Source organism: Allorhizobium sp. nf9_anc (assembly GCF_056323085.1).
In genome coordinates this window covers 1,327,225-1,349,346 of record NZ_CM150481.1, presented here as the reverse complement: position 1 = coordinate 1,349,346, position 22,122 = coordinate 1,327,225, and the positions used below count along the sequence as shown (strand labels likewise).

33 protein-coding genes and 1 tRNA gene are annotated in these 22,122 nt (G+C 60.5%); 23 read left to right on the top strand and 11 right to left on the bottom strand.

Features of this window, described 5'->3' with window-relative positions; translation table 11 throughout:
* Positions 1 to 42: 42 nt before the first annotated feature.
* From AC02Y0_RS06300 to AC02Y0_RS06280, 5 genes are all read right to left on the bottom strand, one after another.
* Complete coding sequence (locus AC02Y0_RS06300) at positions 43 to 561, bottom strand: MT-A70 family methyltransferase (RefSeq protein ID WP_476383974.1); 519 nt, start codon at positions 559 to 561, stop codon at positions 43 to 45.
* A 59-nt stretch (positions 562 to 620) separates the two neighbouring features.
* The gene (locus tag AC02Y0_RS06295) at positions 621 to 1,418 is read right to left on the bottom strand and encodes a hypothetical protein (protein WP_476383096.1); all 798 of its coding nucleotides are present in this window, start codon (positions 1,416 to 1,418) and stop codon (positions 621 to 623) included.
* A 69-nt stretch (positions 1,419 to 1,487) separates the two neighbouring features.
* Entirely contained in the window at positions 1,488 to 2,129 is a 642-nt protein-coding gene (locus tag AC02Y0_RS06290) for a hypothetical protein (RefSeq protein ID WP_476383095.1), read from the bottom strand.
* 45 nt (positions 2,130 to 2,174) lie between these two features.
* Positions 2,175 to 2,537, bottom strand: a complete 363-nt coding sequence (locus tag AC02Y0_RS06285; RefSeq protein WP_476383094.1) for a hypothetical protein — start codon at positions 2,535 to 2,537, stop codon at positions 2,175 to 2,177.
* A gap of 55 nt (positions 2,538 to 2,592) precedes the next feature.
* Positions 2,593 to 2,844, bottom strand: coding sequence for a hypothetical protein (locus AC02Y0_RS06280; protein ID WP_476383093.1), 252 nt, complete (start codon positions 2,842 to 2,844; stop codon positions 2,593 to 2,595).
* A 65-nt stretch (positions 2,845 to 2,909) separates the two neighbouring features.
* Between AC02Y0_RS06280 and AC02Y0_RS06275 the strand changes: the two genes are divergently transcribed.
* Genes AC02Y0_RS06275 through AC02Y0_RS06265 form a run of 3 tightly spaced genes read left to right on the top strand, consistent with a single transcriptional unit; the run spans position 2,910 to position 5,004 of the window.
* A complete protein-coding gene (locus AC02Y0_RS06275) occupies positions 2,910 to 3,794 on the top strand; it encodes a S24 family peptidase (protein WP_476383973.1) in 885 nt (294 codons plus the stop codon).
* The gene (locus tag AC02Y0_RS06270; RefSeq protein ID WP_476383092.1) at positions 3,748 to 4,155 is read left to right on the top strand and encodes a hypothetical protein; all 408 of its coding nucleotides are present in this window, start codon (positions 3,748 to 3,750) and stop codon (positions 4,153 to 4,155) included. Before AC02Y0_RS06275 ends, AC02Y0_RS06270 begins: the two co-directional genes overlap by 47 nt.
* A 21-nt stretch (positions 4,156 to 4,176) precedes the next feature.
* A complete protein-coding gene (locus AC02Y0_RS06265; protein WP_476383091.1) occupies positions 4,177 to 5,004 on the top strand; it encodes a three-Cys-motif partner protein TcmP in 828 nt (275 codons plus the stop codon).
* Here the strand turns inward: AC02Y0_RS06265 and AC02Y0_RS06260 are convergent.
* Positions 5,001 to 5,750, bottom strand: a complete 750-nt coding sequence (locus AC02Y0_RS06260) for a DUF5131 family protein (RefSeq protein ID WP_476383089.1) — start codon at positions 5,748 to 5,750, stop codon at positions 5,001 to 5,003. The two genes, AC02Y0_RS06265 and AC02Y0_RS06260, sit on opposite strands and share 4 nt — an antisense overlap.
* A gap of 517 nt (positions 5,751 to 6,267) precedes the next feature.
* Here AC02Y0_RS06260 and AC02Y0_RS06255 point away from each other — a divergent pair.
* The 19 genes from AC02Y0_RS06255 to AC02Y0_RS06165 all read left to right on the top strand — a co-directional run bounded on the left by AC02Y0_RS06255 (position 6,268) and on the right by AC02Y0_RS06165 (position 16,156).
* Positions 6,268 to 6,864: a ProQ/FINO family protein gene (locus AC02Y0_RS06255; RefSeq protein WP_476383087.1), complete on the top strand. Its 597-nt coding sequence runs from the start codon at positions 6,268 to 6,270 to the stop codon at positions 6,862 to 6,864.
* The gene (locus AC02Y0_RS06250; protein WP_476383085.1) at positions 6,861 to 7,385 is read left to right on the top strand and encodes a hypothetical protein; all 525 of its coding nucleotides are present in this window, start codon (positions 6,861 to 6,863) and stop codon (positions 7,383 to 7,385) included. The genes AC02Y0_RS06255 and AC02Y0_RS06250 overlap by 4 nt, the downstream gene beginning before the upstream one ends.
* Positions 7,386 to 7,505: 120 nt before the next feature.
* Complete coding sequence (locus AC02Y0_RS06245; RefSeq protein WP_476383083.1) at positions 7,506 to 7,688, top strand: hypothetical protein; 183 nt, start codon at positions 7,506 to 7,508, stop codon at positions 7,686 to 7,688.
* A 1-nt stretch (position 7,689) separates the two neighbouring features.
* Positions 7,690 to 8,790: a hypothetical protein gene (locus AC02Y0_RS06240; RefSeq protein WP_476383081.1), complete on the top strand. Its 1,101-nt coding sequence runs from the start codon at positions 7,690 to 7,692 to the stop codon at positions 8,788 to 8,790.
* A gap of 2 nt (positions 8,791 to 8,792) precedes the next feature.
* Positions 8,793 to 9,332 carry an HNH endonuclease gene (locus AC02Y0_RS06235; RefSeq protein ID WP_476383079.1) on the top strand — a complete coding sequence of 180 codons (540 nt, stop codon included), beginning with the start codon at positions 8,793 to 8,795 and terminating at the stop codon, positions 9,330 to 9,332.
* Positions 9,319 to 10,251, top strand: coding sequence for a PD-(D/E)XK nuclease-like domain-containing protein (locus AC02Y0_RS06230; protein ID WP_476383077.1), 933 nt, complete (start codon positions 9,319 to 9,321; stop codon positions 10,249 to 10,251). Before AC02Y0_RS06235 ends, AC02Y0_RS06230 begins: the two co-directional genes overlap by 14 nt.
* A complete protein-coding gene (locus AC02Y0_RS06225; RefSeq protein ID WP_476383075.1) occupies positions 10,248 to 11,480 on the top strand; it encodes a hypothetical protein in 1,233 nt (410 codons plus the stop codon). The genes AC02Y0_RS06230 and AC02Y0_RS06225 overlap by 4 nt, the downstream gene beginning before the upstream one ends.
* A complete protein-coding gene (locus AC02Y0_RS06220) occupies positions 11,477 to 11,677 on the top strand; it encodes a hypothetical protein (RefSeq protein ID WP_476383073.1) in 201 nt (66 codons plus the stop codon). Before AC02Y0_RS06225 ends, AC02Y0_RS06220 begins: the two co-directional genes overlap by 4 nt.
* Positions 11,671 to 11,922, top strand: coding sequence for an acyl carrier protein (locus AC02Y0_RS06215; RefSeq protein ID WP_476383071.1), 252 nt, complete (start codon positions 11,671 to 11,673; stop codon positions 11,920 to 11,922). The genes AC02Y0_RS06220 and AC02Y0_RS06215 overlap by 7 nt, the downstream gene beginning before the upstream one ends.
* Positions 11,915 to 12,136, top strand: coding sequence for a hypothetical protein (locus tag AC02Y0_RS06210; RefSeq protein WP_476383069.1), 222 nt, complete (start codon positions 11,915 to 11,917; stop codon positions 12,134 to 12,136). Before AC02Y0_RS06215 ends, AC02Y0_RS06210 begins: the two co-directional genes overlap by 8 nt.
* Positions 12,136 to 12,549: a DUF968 domain-containing protein gene (locus tag AC02Y0_RS06205; protein WP_476383068.1), complete on the top strand. Its 414-nt coding sequence runs from the start codon at positions 12,136 to 12,138 to the stop codon at positions 12,547 to 12,549. The genes AC02Y0_RS06210 and AC02Y0_RS06205 overlap by 1 nt, the downstream gene beginning before the upstream one ends.
* Positions 12,546 to 12,716 carry a hypothetical protein gene (locus AC02Y0_RS06200; protein WP_156378532.1) on the top strand — a complete coding sequence of 57 codons (171 nt, stop codon included), beginning with the start codon at positions 12,546 to 12,548 and terminating at the stop codon, positions 12,714 to 12,716. Before AC02Y0_RS06205 ends, AC02Y0_RS06200 begins: the two co-directional genes overlap by 4 nt.
* On the top strand, positions 12,713 to 13,027 hold the full coding sequence (locus tag AC02Y0_RS06195) for a hypothetical protein (protein ID WP_476383066.1): 315 nt from the start codon (positions 12,713 to 12,715) through the stop codon (positions 13,025 to 13,027). The genes AC02Y0_RS06200 and AC02Y0_RS06195 overlap by 4 nt, the downstream gene beginning before the upstream one ends.
* Positions 13,024 to 13,353 (top strand): hypothetical protein, encoded by a 330-nt coding sequence (locus AC02Y0_RS06190; protein WP_476383064.1) that lies wholly within the window; start codon positions 13,024 to 13,026, stop codon positions 13,351 to 13,353. Before AC02Y0_RS06195 ends, AC02Y0_RS06190 begins: the two co-directional genes overlap by 4 nt.
* The gene (locus AC02Y0_RS06185; RefSeq protein WP_476383062.1) at positions 13,350 to 13,676 is read left to right on the top strand and encodes a hypothetical protein; all 327 of its coding nucleotides are present in this window, start codon (positions 13,350 to 13,352) and stop codon (positions 13,674 to 13,676) included. The genes AC02Y0_RS06190 and AC02Y0_RS06185 overlap by 4 nt, the downstream gene beginning before the upstream one ends.
* A complete protein-coding gene (locus tag AC02Y0_RS06180) occupies positions 13,673 to 14,155 on the top strand; it encodes a hypothetical protein (protein ID WP_476383060.1) in 483 nt (160 codons plus the stop codon). Before AC02Y0_RS06185 ends, AC02Y0_RS06180 begins: the two co-directional genes overlap by 4 nt.
* Positions 14,148 to 14,753, top strand: coding sequence for a hypothetical protein (locus AC02Y0_RS06175; protein WP_476383058.1), 606 nt, complete (start codon positions 14,148 to 14,150; stop codon positions 14,751 to 14,753). Before AC02Y0_RS06180 ends, AC02Y0_RS06175 begins: the two co-directional genes overlap by 8 nt.
* Positions 14,754 to 14,940: 187 nt before the next feature.
* On the top strand, positions 14,941 to 15,147 hold the full coding sequence (locus tag AC02Y0_RS06170) for a hypothetical protein (RefSeq protein ID WP_476383056.1): 207 nt from the start codon (positions 14,941 to 14,943) through the stop codon (positions 15,145 to 15,147).
* Entirely contained in the window at positions 15,119 to 16,156 is a 1,038-nt protein-coding gene (locus AC02Y0_RS06165) for a tyrosine-type recombinase/integrase (protein ID WP_476383054.1), read from the top strand. Before AC02Y0_RS06170 ends, AC02Y0_RS06165 begins: the two co-directional genes overlap by 29 nt.
* Before the next feature lie 137 nt (positions 16,157 to 16,293).
* Here AC02Y0_RS06165 and AC02Y0_RS06160 read toward each other — a convergent pair.
* From AC02Y0_RS06160 to AC02Y0_RS06140, 5 genes are all read right to left on the bottom strand, one after another.
* Positions 16,294 to 16,369, bottom strand: a tRNA-Lys gene (locus AC02Y0_RS06160).
* A gap of 149 nt (positions 16,370 to 16,518) precedes the next feature.
* Positions 16,519 to 17,436, bottom strand: a complete 918-nt coding sequence (locus AC02Y0_RS06155) for a PhzF family phenazine biosynthesis protein (protein WP_476383052.1) — start codon at positions 17,434 to 17,436, stop codon at positions 16,519 to 16,521.
* Between the two features lie 74 nt (positions 17,437 to 17,510).
* Positions 17,511 to 18,248, bottom strand: coding sequence for an NUDIX hydrolase (locus AC02Y0_RS06150; RefSeq protein ID WP_476383050.1), 738 nt, complete (start codon positions 18,246 to 18,248; stop codon positions 17,511 to 17,513).
* Complete coding sequence (locus AC02Y0_RS06145) at positions 18,245 to 19,354, bottom strand: endonuclease/exonuclease/phosphatase family protein (protein ID WP_476383048.1); 1,110 nt, start codon at positions 19,352 to 19,354, stop codon at positions 18,245 to 18,247. The genes AC02Y0_RS06150 and AC02Y0_RS06145 overlap by 4 nt, the downstream gene beginning before the upstream one ends.
* A gap of 117 nt (positions 19,355 to 19,471) precedes the next feature.
* Complete coding sequence (locus tag AC02Y0_RS06140) at positions 19,472 to 20,695, bottom strand: aminotransferase-like domain-containing protein (RefSeq protein ID WP_476383046.1); 1,224 nt, start codon at positions 20,693 to 20,695, stop codon at positions 19,472 to 19,474.
* Between the two features lie 199 nt (positions 20,696 to 20,894).
* On the opposite strand from AC02Y0_RS06140, the gene AC02Y0_RS06135 reads away from it, so the two are divergent.
* Positions 20,895 to 22,088, top strand: coding sequence for a GGDEF domain-containing protein (locus AC02Y0_RS06135; RefSeq protein ID WP_476383044.1), 1,194 nt, complete (start codon positions 20,895 to 20,897; stop codon positions 22,086 to 22,088).
* The last annotated feature ends 34 nt before the right edge of the window (positions 22,089 to 22,122 follow it).

Below are 22,122 nucleotides of genomic sequence, written 5' to 3'. Positions count from 1 at the left end.
TCGTCACGATGATCACGATGACGAGGAGCCAGTACCAATTGATCATGCTGCTTCTCCAAACTTGCCGGCTTCGTCTCCGAAGGCGGTCCAGCCGTTGCGGTTTGTTCTGCTGAAAAGCTCGAGGCGATTGGCGGCCGGCATCAGCCGCTCCGCTTCGCGATAAGCTTCTTCTGGTTTTCGGGAGTGCTCTCGGATCTGACCGAGGAAGGCGGACCGGACGTTCTTTGCCGTCTTCGGCTCACCGCGCGTGGCGATCAGGAAAGGTTCACTGGCACATCGAAGAACATAGCCGGTACCAAACGCGATCTTGCCGTGCTTGGTGGTCTTGACCCACGTGCCGGCCGTTTTGAACGTGAAGCCCCAGGCGCGGACAACCTCGATCGCTTGAGGCAGCATTGGATTCGTGGCCCAGAGCCAGAGCAGGCAGTTCGGCGCAGCGAGATCCAGCACCGGCATCGCCTTGATTTCAGCCAGCGTCATCAGCCGGTACTTGGACTGGGTCGACTTCGATTTGTCCCCGTTGTCCGACCACTCCTGCATTTTCCATGGCGGGTCGGCCATGATCACATCGAATGCATGCGGCTGCAGATCGCCAAATGGCCAGAGTTCCTGAAAGAGCCTCACAGCAGCACCTCCTGCTTATGGAGGAGTGGCGAATTCAGCCGATCTTTCGGGCACCACTTGTCGAAATCAGATTCGATCTGTGGGTAGACCGTCGGATGCTGGGCACGGAGATCGAGGGGATATGAGCCGAGCACGTACTTGCCGCGCTCATCGCTTTGCTTGAGCCAGCCCATGTCGAGGAAGCGCCGGTGGTTGATCTTCAGCTGGGCGAAATCAGTGCGCGTGACGAACCCTGTCCGCTCGACCAGGATGCAGATCTTGATCGCGGAGATCTTCCAGCTCGACAGGGTCGAAGGAGCTGAAGCCCCGGCGACGACATCCGGCACGTATTCAGGCAGTGCGCAGCGCTTCCACGGCGCCAGGTCGAACCAGTCGTCTCTCCAGGAACAACCGCCGACAGCGGGCAGATCTGGAGTGAATTTCTTTTTTGGACCCCACTGCTGCTGCTGGAAGATGACCTTCGTCTTCATCTCAATGACAGTGACGGAGAGGAGCCGGCATACAGCGGCCAGTTCCGATCCTGCCTTGCCGTAAGGAACTAGCACCGCTCGGAAGTCAGGACCGGAGTGGTCGACGAGATACACACCTCGGCTTTCGGCGGCCTGCAGAACGACCTTGGCATTGAGCGTCTGCTTCGCCTCCACGCCGATCTGAGCGCCGTCGGCATCGCGGACGAGCAGTAGGTCAAACCCGGCAGTTTCCGCATAGGCGGTCCAGCCCTGGGGCAGCTGCTTGATGAATGTCGCGCAAAGCTCCGCCTCAGAGGCGAACTCCGCTTTCAATTCCTTGGCCATAGCCTCGGTCCATTTCGATGTAGGGAATGAGTGGCGGCCATATCCGGGCCGCCGGCGGATCAGGCATCGTCAGTGCAGGGGAGCAGCCGTCACGTTGGCGTCCGGCGCTGCTGCTTCCCAGTCGTCGTCATTGTCGTCGCCGTCTTCCTCGGCGCCTTCTGCTTCCTCGGTCTCGGTTTCCGGGGCATCGCCGCCCTCGCCGTCTTCGGAGCTTTCATCGCCAGCCTTGATCAGGTTGTCGTTCATGGCCTCGGCGAGCGCCTGGTTCGCCTCTGCGGTCCCTTCGTTGAAACCCTTCTGCCAGTTCTGGCCGGCAGCAGTTTCCATGCCGTAGGGGTTCGCGTTGGCCTTGCGCATGCGGCCAGCGCCGAGACCTTCGAGATAGGCGGCATCCTCGAGCGGGGTCCGGTCCTTCTCGAAAATGTCCATCTGTCGGCCGACGGCGTGGCCCATGATGGTGGCGATCGCGATGCGACGACGCATGGTGGCGACGACCTCGGAGACGTTCTTCTTCTCGAGATCCTTGGCCCACTTCACATCGTCCTTGGTGAAGCCGGCGTTCTCGAGCCGCTTGTAGACGCCGGAGAGGACGCCCTTCTGCTCGGCCATTTCAGCCTCGGCTTCCTTGATGGCGCCGAATTCCCGGATGAAGGCCCGTTCCTGGGCGGGATCGAGGCCGCTGTTGTGGCCTGCCTTTGCTGATTCAGTCATTTCCGTTTCCTCTGTTTCAGCCTCTCCCAGCGGAGAAGCAGCCATTCAGTGGCAAGAGCCACCAAGCTCCTGATGAGACGCATGGGGTGCTTTCAGTTCGGCGCGTTCCGCCTTCATGGCGGCGGCCCGTTGCTCAGCGGACAAGCAGATCCGGTCGTAGCCGATGGCGAGACGGATCAGGATCGAGCCCGGGATGTCAGAGAGATCGCGGACTTTGTATCGGAGGCGCTTCAGATAGCTCTCCGGCACCCCGATCTCTCTGGCGAGGCGCCCGCGGGCCGCGTCACGGGTATCCCCGAGGCCGCGGAAGAAGGCCTTCTGCATTTCCTCAGACCAGAACGTGGCGGTCTCGACCACGTTCTCCGGGGAAACACTTTTGGCGAATTCGGAAACAGGAATGGCCCTCACGACAGCGCCTCCCTGCTATCTCCGGCTCGACGAAACGAACGCAAGGAGATGGACATCATGCGAAGCGCTCCGGGCGGACCCAGTGCAAATCGATGAGCAGGTCGGCGGTGATGGTCCCGATACCCTTGTCCTCGGCCATACGAAGGAAGGAACGGAAGTCCTGAGCCTTCATCTGGCCACGGCGCTTGATCTCGCTGACACGGCTGGGCTGCCAGCCCATGTAGCGAGCGATCTCGGCGTTGCCGCCAAGGGCTTCGATGACATCGGCTACGGATCGAATTTTATCAACATTGCTCATGTTGATCATGTGAACATGAAACGTGGTCACGTGTCAACATGATTTCTGTCGCGAAAGGAGCTAGCGTGGAATTTATGAATCACTCGATGAGCGACAGGCTCCGGCTTGCCCGGGAATTTGCAGGCTTCAACAGCGCGCGGTCGGCCGCCTTGGCGATCGGCATAAATCCCTCGACCTATGGCGCTCACGAGAACGGACAAAACAATTTCAAGCCGCGAGATGCTGAACTTTACTCGTCTGCCTTCGGAGTGTCCGCGAGTTGGCTGCTGACAGGTGTGCCCATCGAGCCAAGCGACAGACACGCCCAGATGGGCATGGTTCGGGCTATCGGTCGGACACCAGCAGATGAGGCCGACGACGAGAGCCGGCTGTTTGTCGACGGCGAGTTTGTGCAACCTCCCCCGCTGTCCGAGACTAAGATTTGGTGGAGCCGTGCCCACAAGGGAGCCGAAGAGCGTGAGGCGGTAGCTGCGACGCAGCCCCGTACGTTCGCTGACGGGCGTGAGAGCGGAAAGATCGCTGAGATTGACCTTGTCGCCGGCATGGGTGGTGGCGGGCTTGCCGCTACCGAGATTTCCACGACCAACGGGATTTCGTTTCAGTCCGAAGTGGTAAGGGCCCACTGGGAGATGCCGTCCTGGGTCCTCAGCAAGCTAAACGTTCGGGCCCACAACGTCGCCTGCTTCCCCTGTCAGGGCGACTCCATGTCCCCCACGATCAGCGACGGAGATGTGATCTTCATCGACACCCGTCATCGGGTCCCCTCGCCGCCAGGCATTTATGCGATCGCCGATGAATTTGGCGGGGTCGTAGTGAAAAGACTTGAAGTGATTTCAAAGCCTAGAGACGAAGATGTGGTGGTTCGCGTCTCGTCCGACAACCCGCATTACCGGGACAAGGAGCTGCTGCTCAATGAGATCAGCATACTGGGTCGCTATATCTGCCGCGTTGCTTTCTAGCGCAGCAACCGCTTCAGACGGACGCTTCGAGGCCGCCCGGAGAACCGGGCTTGAGGTCGCAATCAATAGCGCCCCGTTCGTCGGCAAGGAGATCGAAGCCCTGTGCTTCGCGATCGAAGTTGATGTCACTGCAATTCAGTGCGCGGTCCTCAACGAGGTCGATGAGGAGTCCGGACGCGCGATGTATTTCCTTGAGCAGATCGACCCGAAAGCCGGGGCGGATCTGGTGACCGAATGCGGGAACGGCCGCCTCCCATCAGGGACGGTTAGACCGAGCTGCCGGCTCTACCTCAAAGCCACGGTGAATGAGAACGGCCATCTCTTCGCGTTGGCCTATGAGCAGGCTGAGGTAAGAGAATAGCGAATAATCGAGGGGGCGGGCTTGGGCGAACTAACTGTCGGCGATGACGGGCTCCCGGCTGAGGAGGTCGGAACTTGGGCTAAGGAGAAGCATGAACTTCTCTGTCGCTACATCGACATCACGCGAGCGACCCGAAGCAAATATATCGGGCCGACGAACAGTGGCGGAGCGGCTTACATTGACCTTTTTTGCGGACCTGGGCGCTGTCAGGTAAGAGGAACGGGAGAATGGATCGACGGCGGCGCTGTAGCAGCGTGGAAGACGAGTGTCGCCGGCGGGGCACCCTTTTCGAAAGTCATCGTCTGCGATGCCGATCCAGTGCGGCTCGACGCCACCATGAAGAGGCTGGAAGTCTTAGGCGCACCTGCTGTAGGGCATGTCGGAAAGGCTGTGGATACTGCTTTTTGGGCCAGGCAACGGACCCCGGCCTACGGGCTCAACTTTGCTTTTCTTGACCCTTACAATCTCGAGTCTCTCGACTTCAAGGTCTTGGAAACGCTGCACAATATAAAACGCTTGGATGTCCTGGTTCACCTCAGCAAGATGGACCTGCAGCGGAACCTCTCGCACAACATCGCTGGAGTTCACAAAGCGTTTGACGCTTTTGCCCCGGGCTGGCGAGACAACGTGAACATCGACCAACAGCAGGGCGGCATCCGGACAGAGGTCATTGAGTATTGGCGCGATCTGGTCGCCAAGACGGGGACAAGGGCGTCACGCGACGTTCGGCTACTGAAGGGAGAAAAGGGCCAGCATCTCTACTGGCTCCTACTGCTCGCTAGCCACGAACTGGCTCATAAGTTCTGGAAAGACGCCTCAAACCTTGAGAAGCAAGGTTCGCTGTTTTAGGCCGCAGCTTGTGGCATCTCATCCCAGGTCCGACCACGATAGGAACGGCCCGCCGCTTTTTTGTTCTTCCCGCCCCACTGCTTGAAGAAGAACGCAGATCCAGATTCCTCGCACATGTCAAAGATCTCATCGATCCAGGCTGGATCCATGGGTCGAGCACCAGGGCCACTCTCGCCGCCGACGATCGCCCAGTGAATTCCATCGAGCCGACCGGCGGAAACTGAGCCGATCAGGGGCTCAAACGAGACGAAGCGCACAGCTGCAGGGACGGCGCGCAGCTCGTCGAGGCGATGGATGACCTTGCCGTCTTCAACACTGCTGCCCAGCCAGACGTTCGGCAGGACGGGGAACCCATCAGACAGAATCTCGGCCATTCGGTCCGGCCGCTTCGTCAGAATCTGGTAGGTATGACGCTTGGTTGCGGACATCACATCCCAAACCTTGCGGATGAAACCCACCGGGACATCCGGGTGGAAGAGATCTGACATCGAGTTTACGAAAACGTTCCTGGGTTTCGACCAGCTGGCTGGGATCTCCAGAGCCTTCTCGTCGAGATACAGATCACCGGTCCACTTCGCCCTGCCGCCGCTTTTCCGGGTCAATCCGCGGTACTTTTCAACGCCCATGGCCTCGAGGCGCGCTGCCATCCGCATCGCGTAGCAGTTCGTGCAGCCCGCGCTCATGATGCTGCAGCCGGCAACCGGATTCCAAGTCGCGTCTGTCCATTCGATAGCTGTATCAGCCATGACGATTCTCCTGAATCTCAATGTCTCTGATGAAGGAGACATCATTAAGGTTGAGTTAAACTGGAGGTTTTGAAGGATGGTGAGGGAGGGTTCCGGTCAAAGCTCCCCCCTCCCCCTCAGGAAACCCCAAGGAGGAAGGAGGAGCGCATGACACATCCTGAAGGCCGGAGCCGGGATGGGACACGTGTCAGGACGCCTCTCAGCAATCCGTCCTCATTTTCTGGCAGCACAGTAGGACTTTCGCTCCCCGCGCCCGCAGACGAACCAGTAAGGGATTTGCACCCTGTACCTGCGACTTGGACTTGCAAGGGATTGATGGAACTGAGATTCGCTGATAGAACGAATCCCGAACATGCCACGTTCAAAGCTTGCAAGGCCTCCAGGGTTTCCCTCGGAGGCCTTTTTATTTGCTCCACCTTCCGTGTTGATGTCAACACGATTTCTGCCAACAAACATTTTGCGTGTTGACACGTAACATGGTGATTGCTACGTTCTGAACATCGAACGGAGCAGTGGCATGAGCAAGAACAAGGCTTCTAAGCCCGAAATTCAGCAGGTCCGTGCAGCGCTATCGCTGGCATTCCCGGAGTGCATCGCCTGCAAAGGCGGCAAGAAGAAACCCCTCAAGATTGGCATCCGTCAGGATCTCATGGCCGCAGCGCGGGAGCACTTTCCTACGCTGTCTCGCCGGCTGATCGACGCCTTCCTCCGCGACTACTGCGGTGGTCCAAATTACCTGAAGGCTGTGATCAAGGGCGCTGCCCGCGTGGACCTGCAGGGTAGCTTTGCCGGGTTTGTTACCCAGGAGGAGTCGCGGTTCGCCGCTGAAAAGCTCCGCCAGATCAAAATCCTGAAGGACAAGCGCCGGAAGGCTCGCGTCAATCCCGATATCGGCATGCAGCAGGCAGGTGTGGCCGGCGCCCAAGCGCTGTCCCGTTCCGAGAGACTGATGAAGCTCCGGGCCGATCTCACCCGTCTGGAGACCGCTAAGATGGCTTCCTCCATGTCCGACAACTTCTATGTCAGCTCCGGCCGGAAGCGCTCGGACGATGCTGAGATCCGGTCTGTGAAGGCTGAGATCACCTTTCTGGAAGAGCAGGGAGTGGCGGCATGAGCGCGCACACTCAACTCCCTGCAGATCACCCCGTCATGGTAGCCTGGGAAGCATTTAAAGCCGACGCAGAGTTCGAGAATACGAAGCGCTGGGCTTTGCGCCCGGAAGGCGTGATCGGTTCACTTTGGGCGGCCTTCTACGCAGGTCGCATGTCGCTTGCGACTGAGTTCGATCAGGCCATAGCCGAGTGCTTTGAAGTGGTCTCTACCACTGACGTTGACCAGAACGGCGACCACATCGAACGCAGAGTTCCCAAGCATCACCTTCTTGCGGCTGATGTCGCCCGCCTTGAGGCAGAGAACGAGAGTCTTCGGACGGCAATATCCGCCGCCCTCGAAAGCCTTGAGGGTGAGCCCGAATACCACGAGTCGGGTATGGGCTGCGGACTTGAGGATCGCGGGATCACCGACCGCTATAAGGCCATGTCTCTCGGCTGGGAGGAGGCGATGGAACGGGTCTACGGCGAGAACATCGCGTGGGCCAAGGACCAGCTTTCGGCCGCTCTGGAGGCCAAGCCATGAGCCTCGCCCTCCCCCGAGACATCCGCCTGGACGAACTCGAATGGCTGATCTGCAACGAGCCCGACCGCGCCCTGCGCGCCGCTGCCATCACCGAATACCACAACACCTACGAGGCCATTCATGGACGATCTGGACCCGATCATCGAGGCGGGGAAGCACGTGTACGGGCAGTTCGCCCGGATCAATGACCCGACCTACCTCGACCGCCGCTGGTCGAACCTGAAGCCGAAGGTCCGGGAATACTTCATCGCTGAAGCCCGCGCCGCAATCACAGTCTACCTGCAACTCACCAAAGGACGCTGAAATGAGCGACGAACTCCTTGTCATCGAGCGCGAAGACGCTCTGAAAGCCTTCACCGACGAACAGGCCTTTGACGCCATGTTCAACCAGATCAAGGCGCTCGCCCACGAGGTCCAGCCGGATCTCACCACCGACAAGGGCCGCAAGGCTCACAAGTCCTTCTGCTTCAAGATCCGGAAGACCAAGGCGCGCATCGACGACGTCCGAAAGGATCTCACCGAGGACATGCGCAAGAAGATCGCATCGATCAACGCCCGTGGCGGCGACATGGTCGAGCGTCTGGAAGAGCTGCATGACGAAGTCCGCAAACCCCTGACCGACTGGGAGGAAGCGGAGAAGCTGCGTGTCGAAACCATCCGGAAGACGATCGAGGACGCCCGCTCGCTTGGCCAGGTCCGCTTTGGCGAGACATCCCAGCAGATCCAGGAGCGTATGGACAAGCTCCCGACGCATGACCTCGATTGGTACGCAGAGTTCAAGGACGAGGCCGATCTGGTCATTCAGGCTGCGTTTAACGGCCTCTCCATTGCCAAGACCGCTGCGCTCAATGCGGAGAAGGAAGCCGAGGCCCGCGCCGCCGAACAGGCAGAGCTTGCCCGACTCCGCCAGGCCGAGCAGGAGCGCCTTGCCAAGGAACGCGCCGATGAGGAGGCCCGCAAGGCCGAGGAAGCTCGTCGAGAGCAGGCCCAGCGTGAAGCTGAGGAGAAGGTTGCGGCTGAACGCGCCGCGATGGAGCGTCAGCAGGCGGAACTGCAGCGCCAACTCGATGAGGCCAACCGCAAAGCAGCTGAGGCTGAACTGGCCGCGAAGGAGGCTCAGGAGCGCGCTGAACGTGCCGCCGAGGATGAGCGCCGCCGTCAGGCGGAGGAGCGCGCTGCGGACGAACGTCGAGCCGAAAATGTGCGAATTGCCGCCGAGAGAGAAGCGCAGGTGGCGGCCAACAAGGTCGAAGCTAAAGCGATCGCGTTCGATGAGGTTAAAGATGACCTGTTTTCCGCCATTCTCGGTGTGGGCGCTGAGCCATCTGTGGCGACGAACATGGTCACGAGGATTGCTCGGGACATTGTTGACGGCAAGATCCGCCACGTCCGGTTCGAGGCGTGACCATGGCCGCGAAAACCGACGACTTCATCCCAAACTTCTTTGAACGCTTCTTTGAGCGCTACATCGAAGAGCCGATGTCTGGCTGCTGGCTATGGATCGCGTCTCAGACGCAAGCTGGCTACGGGAACCTGACATTTCAGCGCTCATCCTACTACGCCCACCGCTGTAGCTTTGAAGCGGAGAACGGCAAAGGGTCTGCTGCTGTCCTTGTTGTGCGGCATCGCTGCGACAACCCGAGCTGCATCAATCCTGAGCATTTGGTTCCAGGAACTCAACTCGACAACTGCTTGGACGCTGTTCGCCGCGGAAGAGCAATTCGAGCTCTTGGAGAGAAGTGCGCAAAGGCGAAGCTCTCCGAAGCCGATGTCATTAAAATCAGGCAGCTCGCCGCATCAGGCTCCACGATCGCTGAGATAACAAAGCTGTTTAGCGTCAAGTGGGACACGATCTATTTGGCCGCTACAGGCGGCCGGTGGTCGCATATCGGTGGTGCTGTCTCGCCCGAGTCTCTCATCAAAGGAGGCCGGCATGCACATCATTGAGTGGGACGGCACCACCATCAAGGAGCCCGGTCTTTATTCGGGCATCGATATTGAAATTTATCACAACGACCAGAGTCTCCTCCCCGGCCCCTCTGTCTCCAAGTCCTCCCTGAAGGCTATCGCTCCTCCCGATGGTAGCCCGAAGCAGTTCTGGCAGACATGGGCCGGGAACCCCCGGCGAGTGAAGTCGAAGTCCTCCAAGGCGATGGACTTCGGCAAGGCTGTCCACGCCCTGATCCTTGGGGACGAAGTCTTCGACGAGAAGTTCATCATCCGACCGGAGAAGGTTGAGGGCGAGACCTACCACGGCCAGAAGACGGTGTGGAAGCGCTGGTACCGGGAGCAGCAGCAGGAAGGCCTCACAGTCGTCACCGAGGAGCAGATCGATCAGATCCGTCTCATGGCGGAAGATCTCGCCCAGCATCCTCTGGTCATCGCCGGCGGCCTCAACGGTCAGGTCGAAGTCTCGATGTTCGCCAAGGATCCGGTCACCGGGATCTGGCTGAAGTCGCGCCCCGACAACCTCGCGGCCGACGGTGTCTATGTCGACCTGAAGACTGCTGGATCTCTGGACCAGCAGTTCTTGGAGCGGCAATTCCACGACGCCGGCTACTACCTGCAGCCCGCGATGACGAAGATGGTCTGTGACCTACTCGGCATCCCGTTCCAGAGCTTCACCTTCCTCTACACCCTGACCGATGGATACGCGGACTCCGATTTCCGTGTCGCCTACGAGGGCGACATCCTCCTCGGGGAGAAGGTGATCCGCTACGGCCTCTCCAAGATCCGCCACGGCCTCGCCACCGGTGAGTGGCCCGGGATCAGCACTTATGCCCGCGAAAACCTGCCGATCGGCATGAACGATTTCTCCCGCAAGCGCATCGAAGCCGCCCTGAAACAAGAAGGATTCAGCCAGTGAACGAACTGACCACCTACCAGGAGCGCGGCATCAGCGCTCGCCCCAGCACTCTGATGGACAAGGAAACGTTTCAGCAGATCGCTGAGATCGCCTCCATCATGGCTTCCGCCTCGCTGATTCCTGAGAGCTTGGCTTACGAGGGGTCCGGGGACAAGAAGAAGCCCCTGCCACCCGAGACTGTCCGCGCCAACTGCTTCTTGGTTGCCAACCAGGCCGTGAACTGGGGCATGGACCCCTTCGCGGTGGCGCAGTGCAGCTCGGTTGTCCATGGCCGCCTGATGTTCGAAGGCAAGCTGGTTTCCTCCGTCATCGAGGCCAAGCTCGGCATCAAGCTGGTCCATGCCTACGGCAAGTGGGACCCGGCAAAAGAGGCCTGCATTCTGGGCGAGGACGGAACTGGCGATGGCCTTGCCATCCGGATCGGTGAAGGCCGATACGAGGATGGCGTAGCTGTCTTCACCGGGCGGTACGTCGATGGGCACGTCGGGGGATGGAAAACGACTGGGGCCAACACCCCTTGGCGCGTCGGCCGCAATCGCGTCATGCTGGTCTACCGTGGCACCCGCGAGTTCGCCCGTATCTATGAACCAGGCGTCATGTTGGGGGTCATCACCGAGGACGAATACGATCCCGCGTACAACGCCCGTGACATCACCCCCGCCGCCCCCACAGCTGGCGCCGGTCAGTCCGTTATCGACACCCTCAAGGCGAAACAGAGCCAGAATGCGGCCGGCTTCGATGCCGATCGCGTCAATAAAGATTTGAACACCGCTGCGCCGCCGCGCAGTGGCGAGGAGGCCTCATCCGGAGATGGAGCCTCCGTAGAAGAGGTGGAGGGCGCCCCCACGTCTTCCACCTCGGATAACTCCGGCCCTGCCCCCGAGGCCGGCAAAGGTGGAGAGGGAGCCGATGTTGCAGTCGGTGAGTCTTCGGCTCCCTCCGAACCTGATGGCAAGCAATGGTTGCTCAATGTCGCCGGCATGCTTTGGGCGGCCACTAACTTCAACGGCGACCAGGAACTCCTGAAGTCCCAGAAGAAGATCGCGATGGACTGCTACGATCCGTCAGGCATCCCTAAGCCGTTCCGTGACAAGGCGAACTCTGCGTTCAACCACTGCATGTCTGTGGTGGCCGGCGAAGTCGAACCCTCCGATGGTCTTGCCATCGTGGCCGGCATCGTAGGCGTCGAGGAGAAGGTGCTCGTCGAGCGCTCCGGGAGGAAGGCATGATCCTCCTCGCCCTCTCGTTCGCTGCCTGGTTGACCTGCGCGTTTACCGGCTTCATGTCGCTCGCGTCCCTGCTGTTGGTGAACGCCAAGGAAGCCGACAGAGAGCTCCCGCGCGGCTTCTATCTCGGCCTCGCGTTGGTGGCCGGCACGGTGTCGTTCTACCTCTTCCACCAGCTGGGAGGGCCGCGCCAATGGTGACCGATCGCACCCAGGTGCTGGGGGCTATTGTCGCCTCAGCCAGCATGCTCAACCTCCACCCCGCGGTCACCGAGGAGATGAATATCTCCGACTTCTGTGGCGACAGCCTGGAATATCTCGAGCTTCTGCTCGGGGTTGAGATGGAGCTCGACCTCGACACGGAGGTCCCCGACGCCAATGCTCCTGCACGGGAGGCAACTGTCGGCGAACTGGCCGACTGGATCGTGGGGGTGGTCAATGCCTGACCCCATCGCGATCGCCGAATCTCTGGCCCAGCGCCGTCCCAACATGCGCCTGGAGAAGGCGCTGGTGGAGATCAAGCATGAGATGCGCCGTGAGGCGGTTCTCGAAGATCTCCGCGCCCCTGCCCCTGTCCTGAAGCCGGCTTCACCGTCCGCTGTTGCTCGCGTCGCAGCGAACCTGCGGGAGCTGGCCGACAAGCTTGAGGGAAAATCCTGATGGCTTTTGAGATCCGCAAGCAACCGACGACGCCGATCCCGAAGGCGAAGCCGAGGAAGCGGGGCGACTACCTCGACTTCATCCGGTCCCTGCCCTGCGCGGTTTCTGGCCGCCGGCCCGTGGAAGCAGCCCATCTCTCAACGGCAAACCCGCCAATGGGGCACTACGGAAGGGGCAAGGGAACGAAGGCCCCTGACCGGTGGGCGCTCCCTCTGCACCCCGATCTCCATCGGGAGCAGCACCAAGGAAATGAACTCGGCTTCTGGGCTCGCCACGGCGTCGATCCTCATACGCTGGCCCTGTCCCTCTTCGGAGTGTGGTCCGACCACGGTGAAGACGCTGAGCCCTATGCCGTTGCCATCATCAACCAACACCTCGCCATGCGGGGCAAACTTCCGACGAGGGAGCTATGAGCAAGACACCTGAAGCGCCGGAGCTGACCAAGTTTCGGATCCACATGCAGGCAGACCAGGTCGACGTCGAGGCGCTGACCGCGTCCGAGGCCCGAGAGAGAGCGAAGGCACTTCGCCCCGGCGCCATCATCACCAAGGTCAAGGTTCTCAAGGAGCAGGAAGCATGAAGATCATCGCAGCAGCAGGACGCGAGCGCTTCATCGTCGAGATGACGCAGGACGAAATCATCCGGGCGGCCGGCTTCTCCTGCTCCTATGACTCCGCTTGGGAAGCTCACAACGGCGGGCGGGAGGTGAAGGTTGGCACAGAGATCAAGGTCTCTGCCGCCTATGAATACCATCACCGCGTTCTGCGGCACCAGAAGGAAGCCGGCAGCGCCGCCAACACTCTCCGCGCTCTTGCTGATCTCATCGGCGGAGCCCTGCCGGAAGTGGTGATCCCGCCGATCGAGGCGAAGGTGGAAGGAGCGGAAGCATGAGCCGCCCCTTCCGAGAAGGTGACATCGTCGCTGTGACAGGAACCGTCATCTACGACCAAGCGGATGCAGCGACGGAGATCGCAATCAATCTTGATGGCCGATACGCATCGGTCTCTGTAAAGCCGGAATGTGTCTCGCTTGTCAGGCCACACTTCAAGCCCGACGAACTGGTCATCTATGACAACGGTTTTGAGACCGCTGGCCCTGTCGGTACCGTGAAGGCCACGAACGGCGACGACGTCTGGGTGCAGCTCGTCGACAACAAGATGCAGACGTGGCCGGCCAATCATACTCGTCTCTATGACGAGAAGGTAGGTGCGGCATGAAACCTGAACTCACAGACGCCCAGTGGTGCTTCCTCGACATCCTGATCAGGGCAAGATCGAAAGGCGTTCCGCGCGTCCACCGCCGCGAGATCCTGAGCAGTGCCCTGCCGGACGCGGTCAAGATCCAGATCGTCTTCGGTGGCCTGCTTATCGCCAACGGCGACTTGGCCGTGATGCATGGCGCCGACGAGTTCGAGATCACCGAGCGTGGCCTCCGAGCCTACAACACGAAATTCGGCAAGGGCGAGGCTGCAGCGCAACCGTCACACGTCGCCGACCTGGTCATCGCCCTGCCCGACCATTCCATGGAGAGAGTGCAATGAGCGAACCGACAGTGATCATCAACGGCAAGAGCCTGACAGAAGCGCAGGCCATGACCTTGCGGGTGGCGATGACAGATTTCCAATCGAGGATGTCTGAACCGGCGGCGCTTGGCAGCGACGAAGTGGGGGAAGATATCCGTCGCGGATATCAGGAGAGCTCGTCTGAGGTCCTTCGGATTATGCTCACCCCACCACCCCAGACACATGTGGCACCGTCCGACACGGTCACAGTTGACCAGCACATGAAGGACTTCGAGGCGTTTGTCGCCGCGACGGCCCCGAAGCTGCACTGGAAGGTCTATCAGGATCTCGGAGCCGATCCGACGCTGAGCAAAGGCTATTACGATGGCTGGCAGCACGGCTTTGGAGAGGAAGTCATAGGCCCGCTCCCTATCCCTCAACTGATGGAAGTGATGAAGCACGCCGTCCGCAAAAAGGTCGCCGCCCTCGCCACCACGGAGGGCTCGGCTGATGCCTGAACTCTTCCTCATCCGCAAAGGCGGCTACTACTACCGGCCCAATGCGCGGGGCTATACCGCGTCGGTCCACGAAGCAGGGCGTTTTCCGAAAGAAGAAGCCTTTGCGCATATGGACGCATGCGCCCCAGGTGAGATCGTGATTTTTCCCGCGCCGACAATCAGCGTCTCGATCGCTGTTGAAGACGATATCCGGGTCACGGCTGAGAAGATCGTGCTTGAGCACGTCGCCTCTGGATCCCTGAACATGGACAACCTTGCCGGCGCAATCGCGGGAGCACTCGAAGAGGAACGAGCAAAGGCGAGCATCCCAGCGCCCGAAAAACATGTGGCTGTAGAAGAGCCGTTCGCCAACCTGGTGGCGTCTGCGCGATCGATGATTGAAAGTCTAGACAGTGAGGGGCACATCAGCCCCGAGACCTGCGAGTTGATCAACAAGTTTGATCGCGAACTCGAAGCGGCGTTTCCTTCTATCGCCCCTGGATGCGCAGCAGAGTGCCAGTACGCTAAGGACGTTGATATGCGGGAATATCGTTGCTCTCATCGCTGCCAATATCTCCGCTCCACCCCATCGCCCCAACCGAGGGAGGTGGGGGAGTGATGATCCGAAAGAACCTGGGAGCCACATACGAGCAGGGGCTGAAGATCGCAGCCCGCAAGTCGGCGTGGATGGTCTTTTATCTCCGCGCGCGCCGATCCGGCGACATCCTGAAAGGCTTCTATCGTCGGCGAGCTTTGGCTCAGAGGTTCGAGCCGCCGAGCTGTGGAAACAATGTGGACAAACCCCGATGAGCAAACCCCGCACTTACACCAAGGGCGAGATCACCGATGCTGCTGCCGCCGCAGCACTGCACAACGTCCGGATCGTCATGCACCCGTCGGGTGAAATCGAGTTCGCCCCGAAGAGCTTCACTGCGGTCGATCGAGAAGAAGACACCGCAGAGAAAGCATTGAGGGAGTGGAAGGATGGAAGGAAAGCTCGTGGGCGTGCATAAGGTCAACGTGAAGCTCGCTGACGGTACCCATGCCACCTACTATTATGCATGGCGCGGCAAAGGTGCTCCTCGGATCATGGCCAAGCCGGGAACGAAGGCCTTTACCCAGGAGTACGTCCGGCTCACTCGAGATCGCCCAGCTAAAGCGGCTGAACAGGGGACGATCGGTTCGCTGATCGAGGAGTTCAGGGCGACTGCGAAGTATCAGAAACTGGCAGCCAGCACCCGCCGCGACTATGAGCGGATCTTTGGGACGATCAAGCTGGAGTTCGAGACGTTCCCGCTGTCCGCAGTGGAAGCCCGTGGAAGCCGCAGAGAGTTTCTGGAATGGCGAGACACAATGAAGCAGGCCCCACGCTCAGCAGACATGCATCTCGGTCTCCTAGCGCGCATGTTCGCTTGGGCCAAGGACAATGAGCTCATCCTCAGGAACCCACTAGAACGCGTCGAGCGCCTCCATGAGGGCAGCAGGCGCGATACAGTCTGGTCTACCGAGCAGATCAACAAGGTTCTTACTCAAGCCTCCCCTCAGATCAGGGAGGTTGCCTGCATGGCGCTGTGGACTATGCAGCGACAGTCCGACCTTCTGACCATGCCCACCCTCGCCTTCGATGGCGAGAGGGTGTCGATCAAGCAGCAAAAGACAGGAGCTCGGGTTCGAGTGGTTGTCGCCCCTGCCATCCTGCCAATTCTGGAAGAAGCCAAAACGCTGAAGAGACAACGTGTCCTCGTCAACTCGTTTGGGCAGAACTGGACCTCGAGCGGCTTCCGGGCGTCTTGGCGAAAAGAGATGGCACGGCTCGGAGTGTCTGGGGTGACATTCCACGATCTCAGAGGGACCGCGATCACCTACGCTTATGCCATGCTGAACAGGTCGCATGAGGAGAAGATCCAGCTCATCGCCGAGATCTCAGGTCATTCAAGGGAGGAGGCTGAGTCGGTAATCCGCCGGCACTACCTGGCGGGCCATGAAGTGATCGATGCCATCAGCCGAGGCACATCCAAATAGCCGGATGCGAATCAGTCCGGGGACCGACTCGACGCCAGCGCGAGACCATGCCGAGCGGAACGTCTTGAGAACCAAATTGTAAAATGGAAGATTTTTGTAAAGCGCACCGGCCAAGATATGCCTTAAGTGCTTGTTTTTGGTGGGTGATGTAGGGCTCGAACCTACGACCCGCTGATTAAGAGTCAGCTGCTCTACCAACTGAGCTAATCACCCGCCTGCACCGGCTTCCGGTACGTCCGCCGCCGTTTCCGGTGGCGTGACCGGGCGTATAAACAGGATATGGGACCTTGTCCAGCGCCGCCGCGAAAAATCTTGGCTGTTTGGTCAAAAAAATTTCAAAAAGCAGAAATTTCCTTTTGTTTTCAGAGGTCGAGCATTCCCGTCGCAAGCCGCACGGCCTGCCCGCCGATGCGAGCCCGCGAAACAGAACCATCCTTCACATCGATATTGAGGTGGATGTGAGAGGGCCGCCCCATCTCAAGGCCCTGCTCGATCATCATCGGGTGATGTCCATCCGGCAACGCGTCGAAATGATGGATCGCGCCTGAGAGAGCGGCAACGGCAGACCCCGTCGCAGGATCCTCGGATATGCCCATGTCGGGAGAAAACATGCGCGCATGAAACTTGGCTGCATGGTGCACGCCGCCGCGACAATAGATGTAGGCGGAGGTCAAACGCCCCTCGCTCATCGGCGCAACCCTCTCCCAAAGCTGCGGCTCGAACTCGACGGCTTCAACCGCCGCGAGATCATGCAGCGGCACCAGCAGGAAAGGCACGCCGGCGCTCCAGACCATCGGCTGATGGTTCTCGAAGCCAACGGAGCTCACCTTGACGGAGAGCGCATCGGAAAGCCCCTGGCGGTCCAGCTGATGCTCGTGGTGGACAGAGAGGCGCGGCAGGTCGAATTCGGCGAAACTCGCCTCCCCGGGCCTCACTCGGACCGCACAGCGCACGGGACCGACCGTTTCCTCAAGCACGGAAACAAGATCCATATTGGCCGTCTCGCCGCTATAGGCGCGCTCTGCAAGCGCTATCGCCGTGCCCACGGTCGGATGACCGGCAAAGGGCAATTCGCGCCCCGGCGTGAAGATGCGGATACGGGCGGTATGGGAAGCATGGTCGGCGGGAAGAACGAAGACGGTCTCCGAGAGGTTCATCTCGCCCGCAATCGTCTGCATCATCTCGTCCGAGAGGCCGCCGCCGTCGAAGATGACCGCAAGCGGATTGCCCGCCAGTTTCCGGTCGGTGAATACATCATAGATGGCATAGTCTCTCGCCACGGGCCGTCTCCCTTGAAGGTCTCGCTCGCGGCACACACTGCCCGAGGCGAAACGGCAAGGCAAGACGAGGAAAATCAGGCAGAGGACCCGAAGTACCAGGACAGAATCGGCAGCATGGCCACCCCGTAGCGGTGCGCGGCGGGATCCCCATTGCGGATCGCGACCGCGCGGGTGATCTCGGGCTCGGGAGAGCTCCGGGCGAAAGCATCGATCCTCTCGACCAGTTGGTCGGCTTTCTCGCGGAACCTGAAGACCCGCACCAGCGTCAGCCGGCGGGAACGATAGCTCGCCTGAAGCACCGGATCTGCCTCGGCCTCATCGAGGTTGAGACCGGTCTCTTCTTGCACCTCGCGGCGCATATTGCCTTCGATATCGCAGCGCCCGTCGACCACGTCGGACAGATCGAGCGAACCGGCGGCGAAATAGACCTGGCCCGGATTGGCCGTATGCGGCGCCATCTCGACCGCAATCAGCGCGCCATCGGAAGACACGAGGACGGGATAGCCGAACAGGTGGCAGGCCCCGGCAAGATCCGGCTGCCGCCGCCACCACATGAAGGTGGCAAAGCTTGATACATGCCCCTCGGCCACCAGATGCCCGTCACGATAACGAATCCGCTGCTGCAGGATCATCTTGCCGTTGAAGAGGGCGGGATTGGCGGCGACCTCCCTCGCCCAATTCTCCGCGATGCTCGGCGCTTTGGCGACCTCCAGCGGATGCGGACCGTCCGCCACCCGCAGTTCAAGCGAGCGCACTACATGCATGCTGCCGTCGGCGGGCAGACCGGTATCGTCAATCGGGGAAAGGCTCATGGCAGATGCAACGTGATGGCCATGGGGCAATGATCGGACGCCTTGGGCCGGTCCCAGCCGGTGCGCGGATAGCGCTCCACGTCTTGGCCCGGCGGAAACGGTGTGCGAAACGGCTGGCCGTTGCGGATCACGTCGGGCACCGCTTGCGGATTGGCCGCAGCAAGACCTTGCGACAGCCAGATGTAATCGAGCTGGCAGAGATGCTGCTCTTCCGGTCCCCGCGCATGATAGAGCGTCCAGCGATCAAGCACCTCGCGCCGCAGCATGGCGTTCTCGGCAAAGCCGTCATGCGAGAACACATCAAGCGCACTCGGCAGATTTCCATGAGGAACGAACTGATAGCCTGATCGGCGATCCCCGACGATATCAACCCGTTCCTGATAGTCATTCATATCGCCGCAGATGACGAAGCTCTGCTGGCTTGCATTCTCACGGCCGAAGCGATTTTCGATGATGTGGCGCACGGCCTTGGCCTCCGCCTCGCGGATCGGCATGGTTGATGTGCGTCCATCGACGCCGTCGCGACCATTGGTCATCGATTTGAAGTGCACGACGTAGACGGTCAGCGGTCGTCCGCCGATACGCAGGTCGAGTTCCAGGCAGTCCCGCTTGAAGATCCTGTCCTCGGGACGGACATTGGGCCCGAGGCCTGGATGGTAAAGCCCGAGATCGTGATAGGTGAGCGCCGCGTGGCTGGTAACATCGCGCAATTCGATACGCTGCCCGTCGCGCGTCTCCTCGCGCATCAGCACCGCGACGTCGATGCCGCGGCTGTCATTGCCCTCGACGAGATATTTCTGCCGATAGCCTGAGCCGACCATGCGAAACAGATAGCCGTATTCGAAGGCCTTGAGCGCCTCCATGTTGTCGACCTCCTGAAGGCACAGAATGTCGGCATCGGTATCGGCAATCGCCAACGCCGAAAGCTGGCGCGTATCGTCGGTGGACGAGACGATCCGAGCCGCTTCCAGTCGCTGGTAGTCGGCTTCCGACTTGATCTCGAAGAGCTTCAGCACCCGATCGGACTTCAGCTGGTTGCGAAAGCCGGTGAAATCGAACCGGGCGATCAGGTTCTCGATGTTGAAGGTCGCGATGCGTATGGACATGGGCACCTGTCAAAAGGAGCTTCAAGCGGTGGGATCGGGCGCACTCAACCACGCCCTCCCCGCCGCTGCAACCGAAAGTCCCGCGGCTTGCCTCATGCGCTCCGCCAACAGCCCCGATCAGGCCGCGCGATCGAGCGCCGTGCCGATGAGGCGTCCCAGACGCCGGATGCCTTCCTCGATCATCGCCTCATTGGCGCAGGAATAGGAAAGCCGGATCGTGTTCACACCCGAACGGTCGGCAAAGAAGGCTTGGCCGGGAACGAAGGCAACCTTCTCCGTCTCGACGGACCGCGCCAGCAGCGCCGCGCCGTCCATGCCCTCCGGCAAGGTCACCCAGACGAACATACCACCCTCCGGTCTTGTCCACTCAGCGCCCTCGGGCATGTATCTGTCGAGTGCGGCAAGCATCGCATCACGGCGCGCCACATAGGCCGCACGGATCTTGGCGATCTGGGCGGGAAAATGCGTCTCTGCGACCTCTGCCACGACCATCTGGTTGATGGTCGAGGAATGCAGGTCAGCCGCCTGCTTCATCAGCACCAGCTTGCGAATGACGGGCTTTGCCGCGACCACGTAGCCGACGCGCAGGCCGGGAGCGAGCGTCTTGGAAAAGCTGCCGCAATAGATCGTCCTGGAGGCGTCGATCCCGCCGCTGCGGGCGATGTCGAGCGACAGGATCGGCGGGATCGGGTCGCCGTCATAGCGCAGATGTTGATAGGCGGCATCCTCGATCACAGGGATATCGAGTTCGTCGGCAAGTGCCAGGATCTGCTGCCGCTCCTCGAGGCTCACCGTCTGCCCCGTGGGGTTGGCAAAGTCGGTGGAGAGATAGGCGAACTTGACGGCACTCCCGTGCGCCTCTGCCGTCGCGCGGTAGCTTGCCGGCGTCCGATTGCCCGTTCCGAGCTGGTCGTATTGCGGTTCATAGGCATTGAAGGCCTGCAGCGCGCCGAGATAGGTCGGCCAAGTCACGAGTGCGGTATCACCGGGTGAGATGAACAGCTTGCCGAGATAGTCGAGCGCCTGCTGGGAGCCGGATGTGATGAAGATATTGTCGACATCACAGGCGATGCCTAACCGACCCATCTCTTCCTTCAGCCAGACGCGCAACGGCAGATAGCCTTCAGACACCGAATACTGAAGCGCTGAACCGGCACGCCCGTCTGAAAAGAGATCGGCATAGGCCTTGGCGAATTCCGCCTGCGGGAACAGTGCCGGGTCAGGGATGCCTCCTGCAAACGAAATGATATCGGGCTTGTCGAGCAGCTTCAGCAATTCGCGGATCTCGGACGCGCGCATGCGCGAAGACCGCGTGGCAAAGACGTGATCCCAGTTCAGCATCGGTGTTTCCTCGGGCTTGTTGTTATGGCCCGAGAAGACCACGAAAATCCCGATAGGTCAACAATGCTGACCTATCGAGTTCTTTACCTCTCGACGGGAATTCACCAGTCTGAAACCATGACGGGCTTGTTTTAGAGTTTGCACTGAAACTTATGGAAGAATCCCCTATGTTTGCCGGGGAATCTGAAGGACATATGACTTGCTGCTGCAAAAGCTTACACTGCCCATCCTCGGCACTGACGATGAAACAAATCCCCCGTGGGATCACCTCTCCGTTCTGTTCAGCATCACACCGCATCTGATTGCCGCGGCTGCGATCTTGTCCGCTTCGGTTCTGCCCTATCTGGAAGGACAGACGGCCAAGGTCGGTATCATCTGCCTGATCCTCGCGCTGCAGGTCGGACTTCGTGGCTGGGGTGACTACAGCTATCGTCGACGCCCCGCCGACGCTTGCCTCAAGCCCTGGCTCGACCGGTTTGTCCTTCTTTCCCTCGTCTCGGGCGTGGCCTGGGGCAGCGCGCTCGGCATCCTCTATACCGGTGGCAGCCCCGACACCCAGGTCGTCGTGCTTGCCGTAGGCTGCGGCATCGTCCAGTCCAGTGCCGCCCGCGCCTACCTCGCGCCGCGCTCGACGCTGCTTGTGATCCTGATCGTCACCGCCTTGGTGAATGCTGCAGCCATCCGCGAAGGCAACTGGATCATGGTGCCGATCTGTGCGGCCTATGTCGGCTTCCTCGCCAGCTACATGGTCCGGTTGATCGGCCTCGACGAAAAGCGCATCGAAGCCGAACGGAAAACCCGCGTGCTGGTCGAGGCCCTTGCAGACAGCAACGAGAAACTGACGCGCGCCAACGAGCAGCTGCGTCGGCATGCACGCACCGACTCACTCACCGGCCTCGACAACCGACGGGGCTTCGACGAGGAACTCTCCCGTCGCCTTAACCTGATGCGCCACACCGGCCGGCCGCTGGCCCTCCTCCTGATCGACGTCGACCACTTCAAGCGTTTCAACGATACCCATGGCCATCAGGCAGGCGATCGGTGTCTGCAGGTGGTGGCCGAACTGCTGCTGGACAGCATCAGGCAAGCGGACGGCGTGGCTGCCCGCTACGGCGGTGAGGAATTCGCAGTTCTCCTGCAGGGCCCAGACGGACTTGAACCCACCGCCTTTGCCGAAAAACTGCGGACACTCGTCGCCCAACTCCAGCTGCCAACCGAAACTGGCGGCACGGCCAGCCTGACGATCAGCATCGGGGTGGCGGTCGCCGCCCAGCACGAAGACGAAGCATCCCTCGTCGCCACCGCCGACCGGCGCCTCTACAGGGCGAAGGCAGACGGCCGGAACAGGGTATGCGACAACGACGACACGGAACGTCTGCTCGGCCAAGCCTAGGGGCAGACGGGCAAACAAACACGCACGAAAAAGC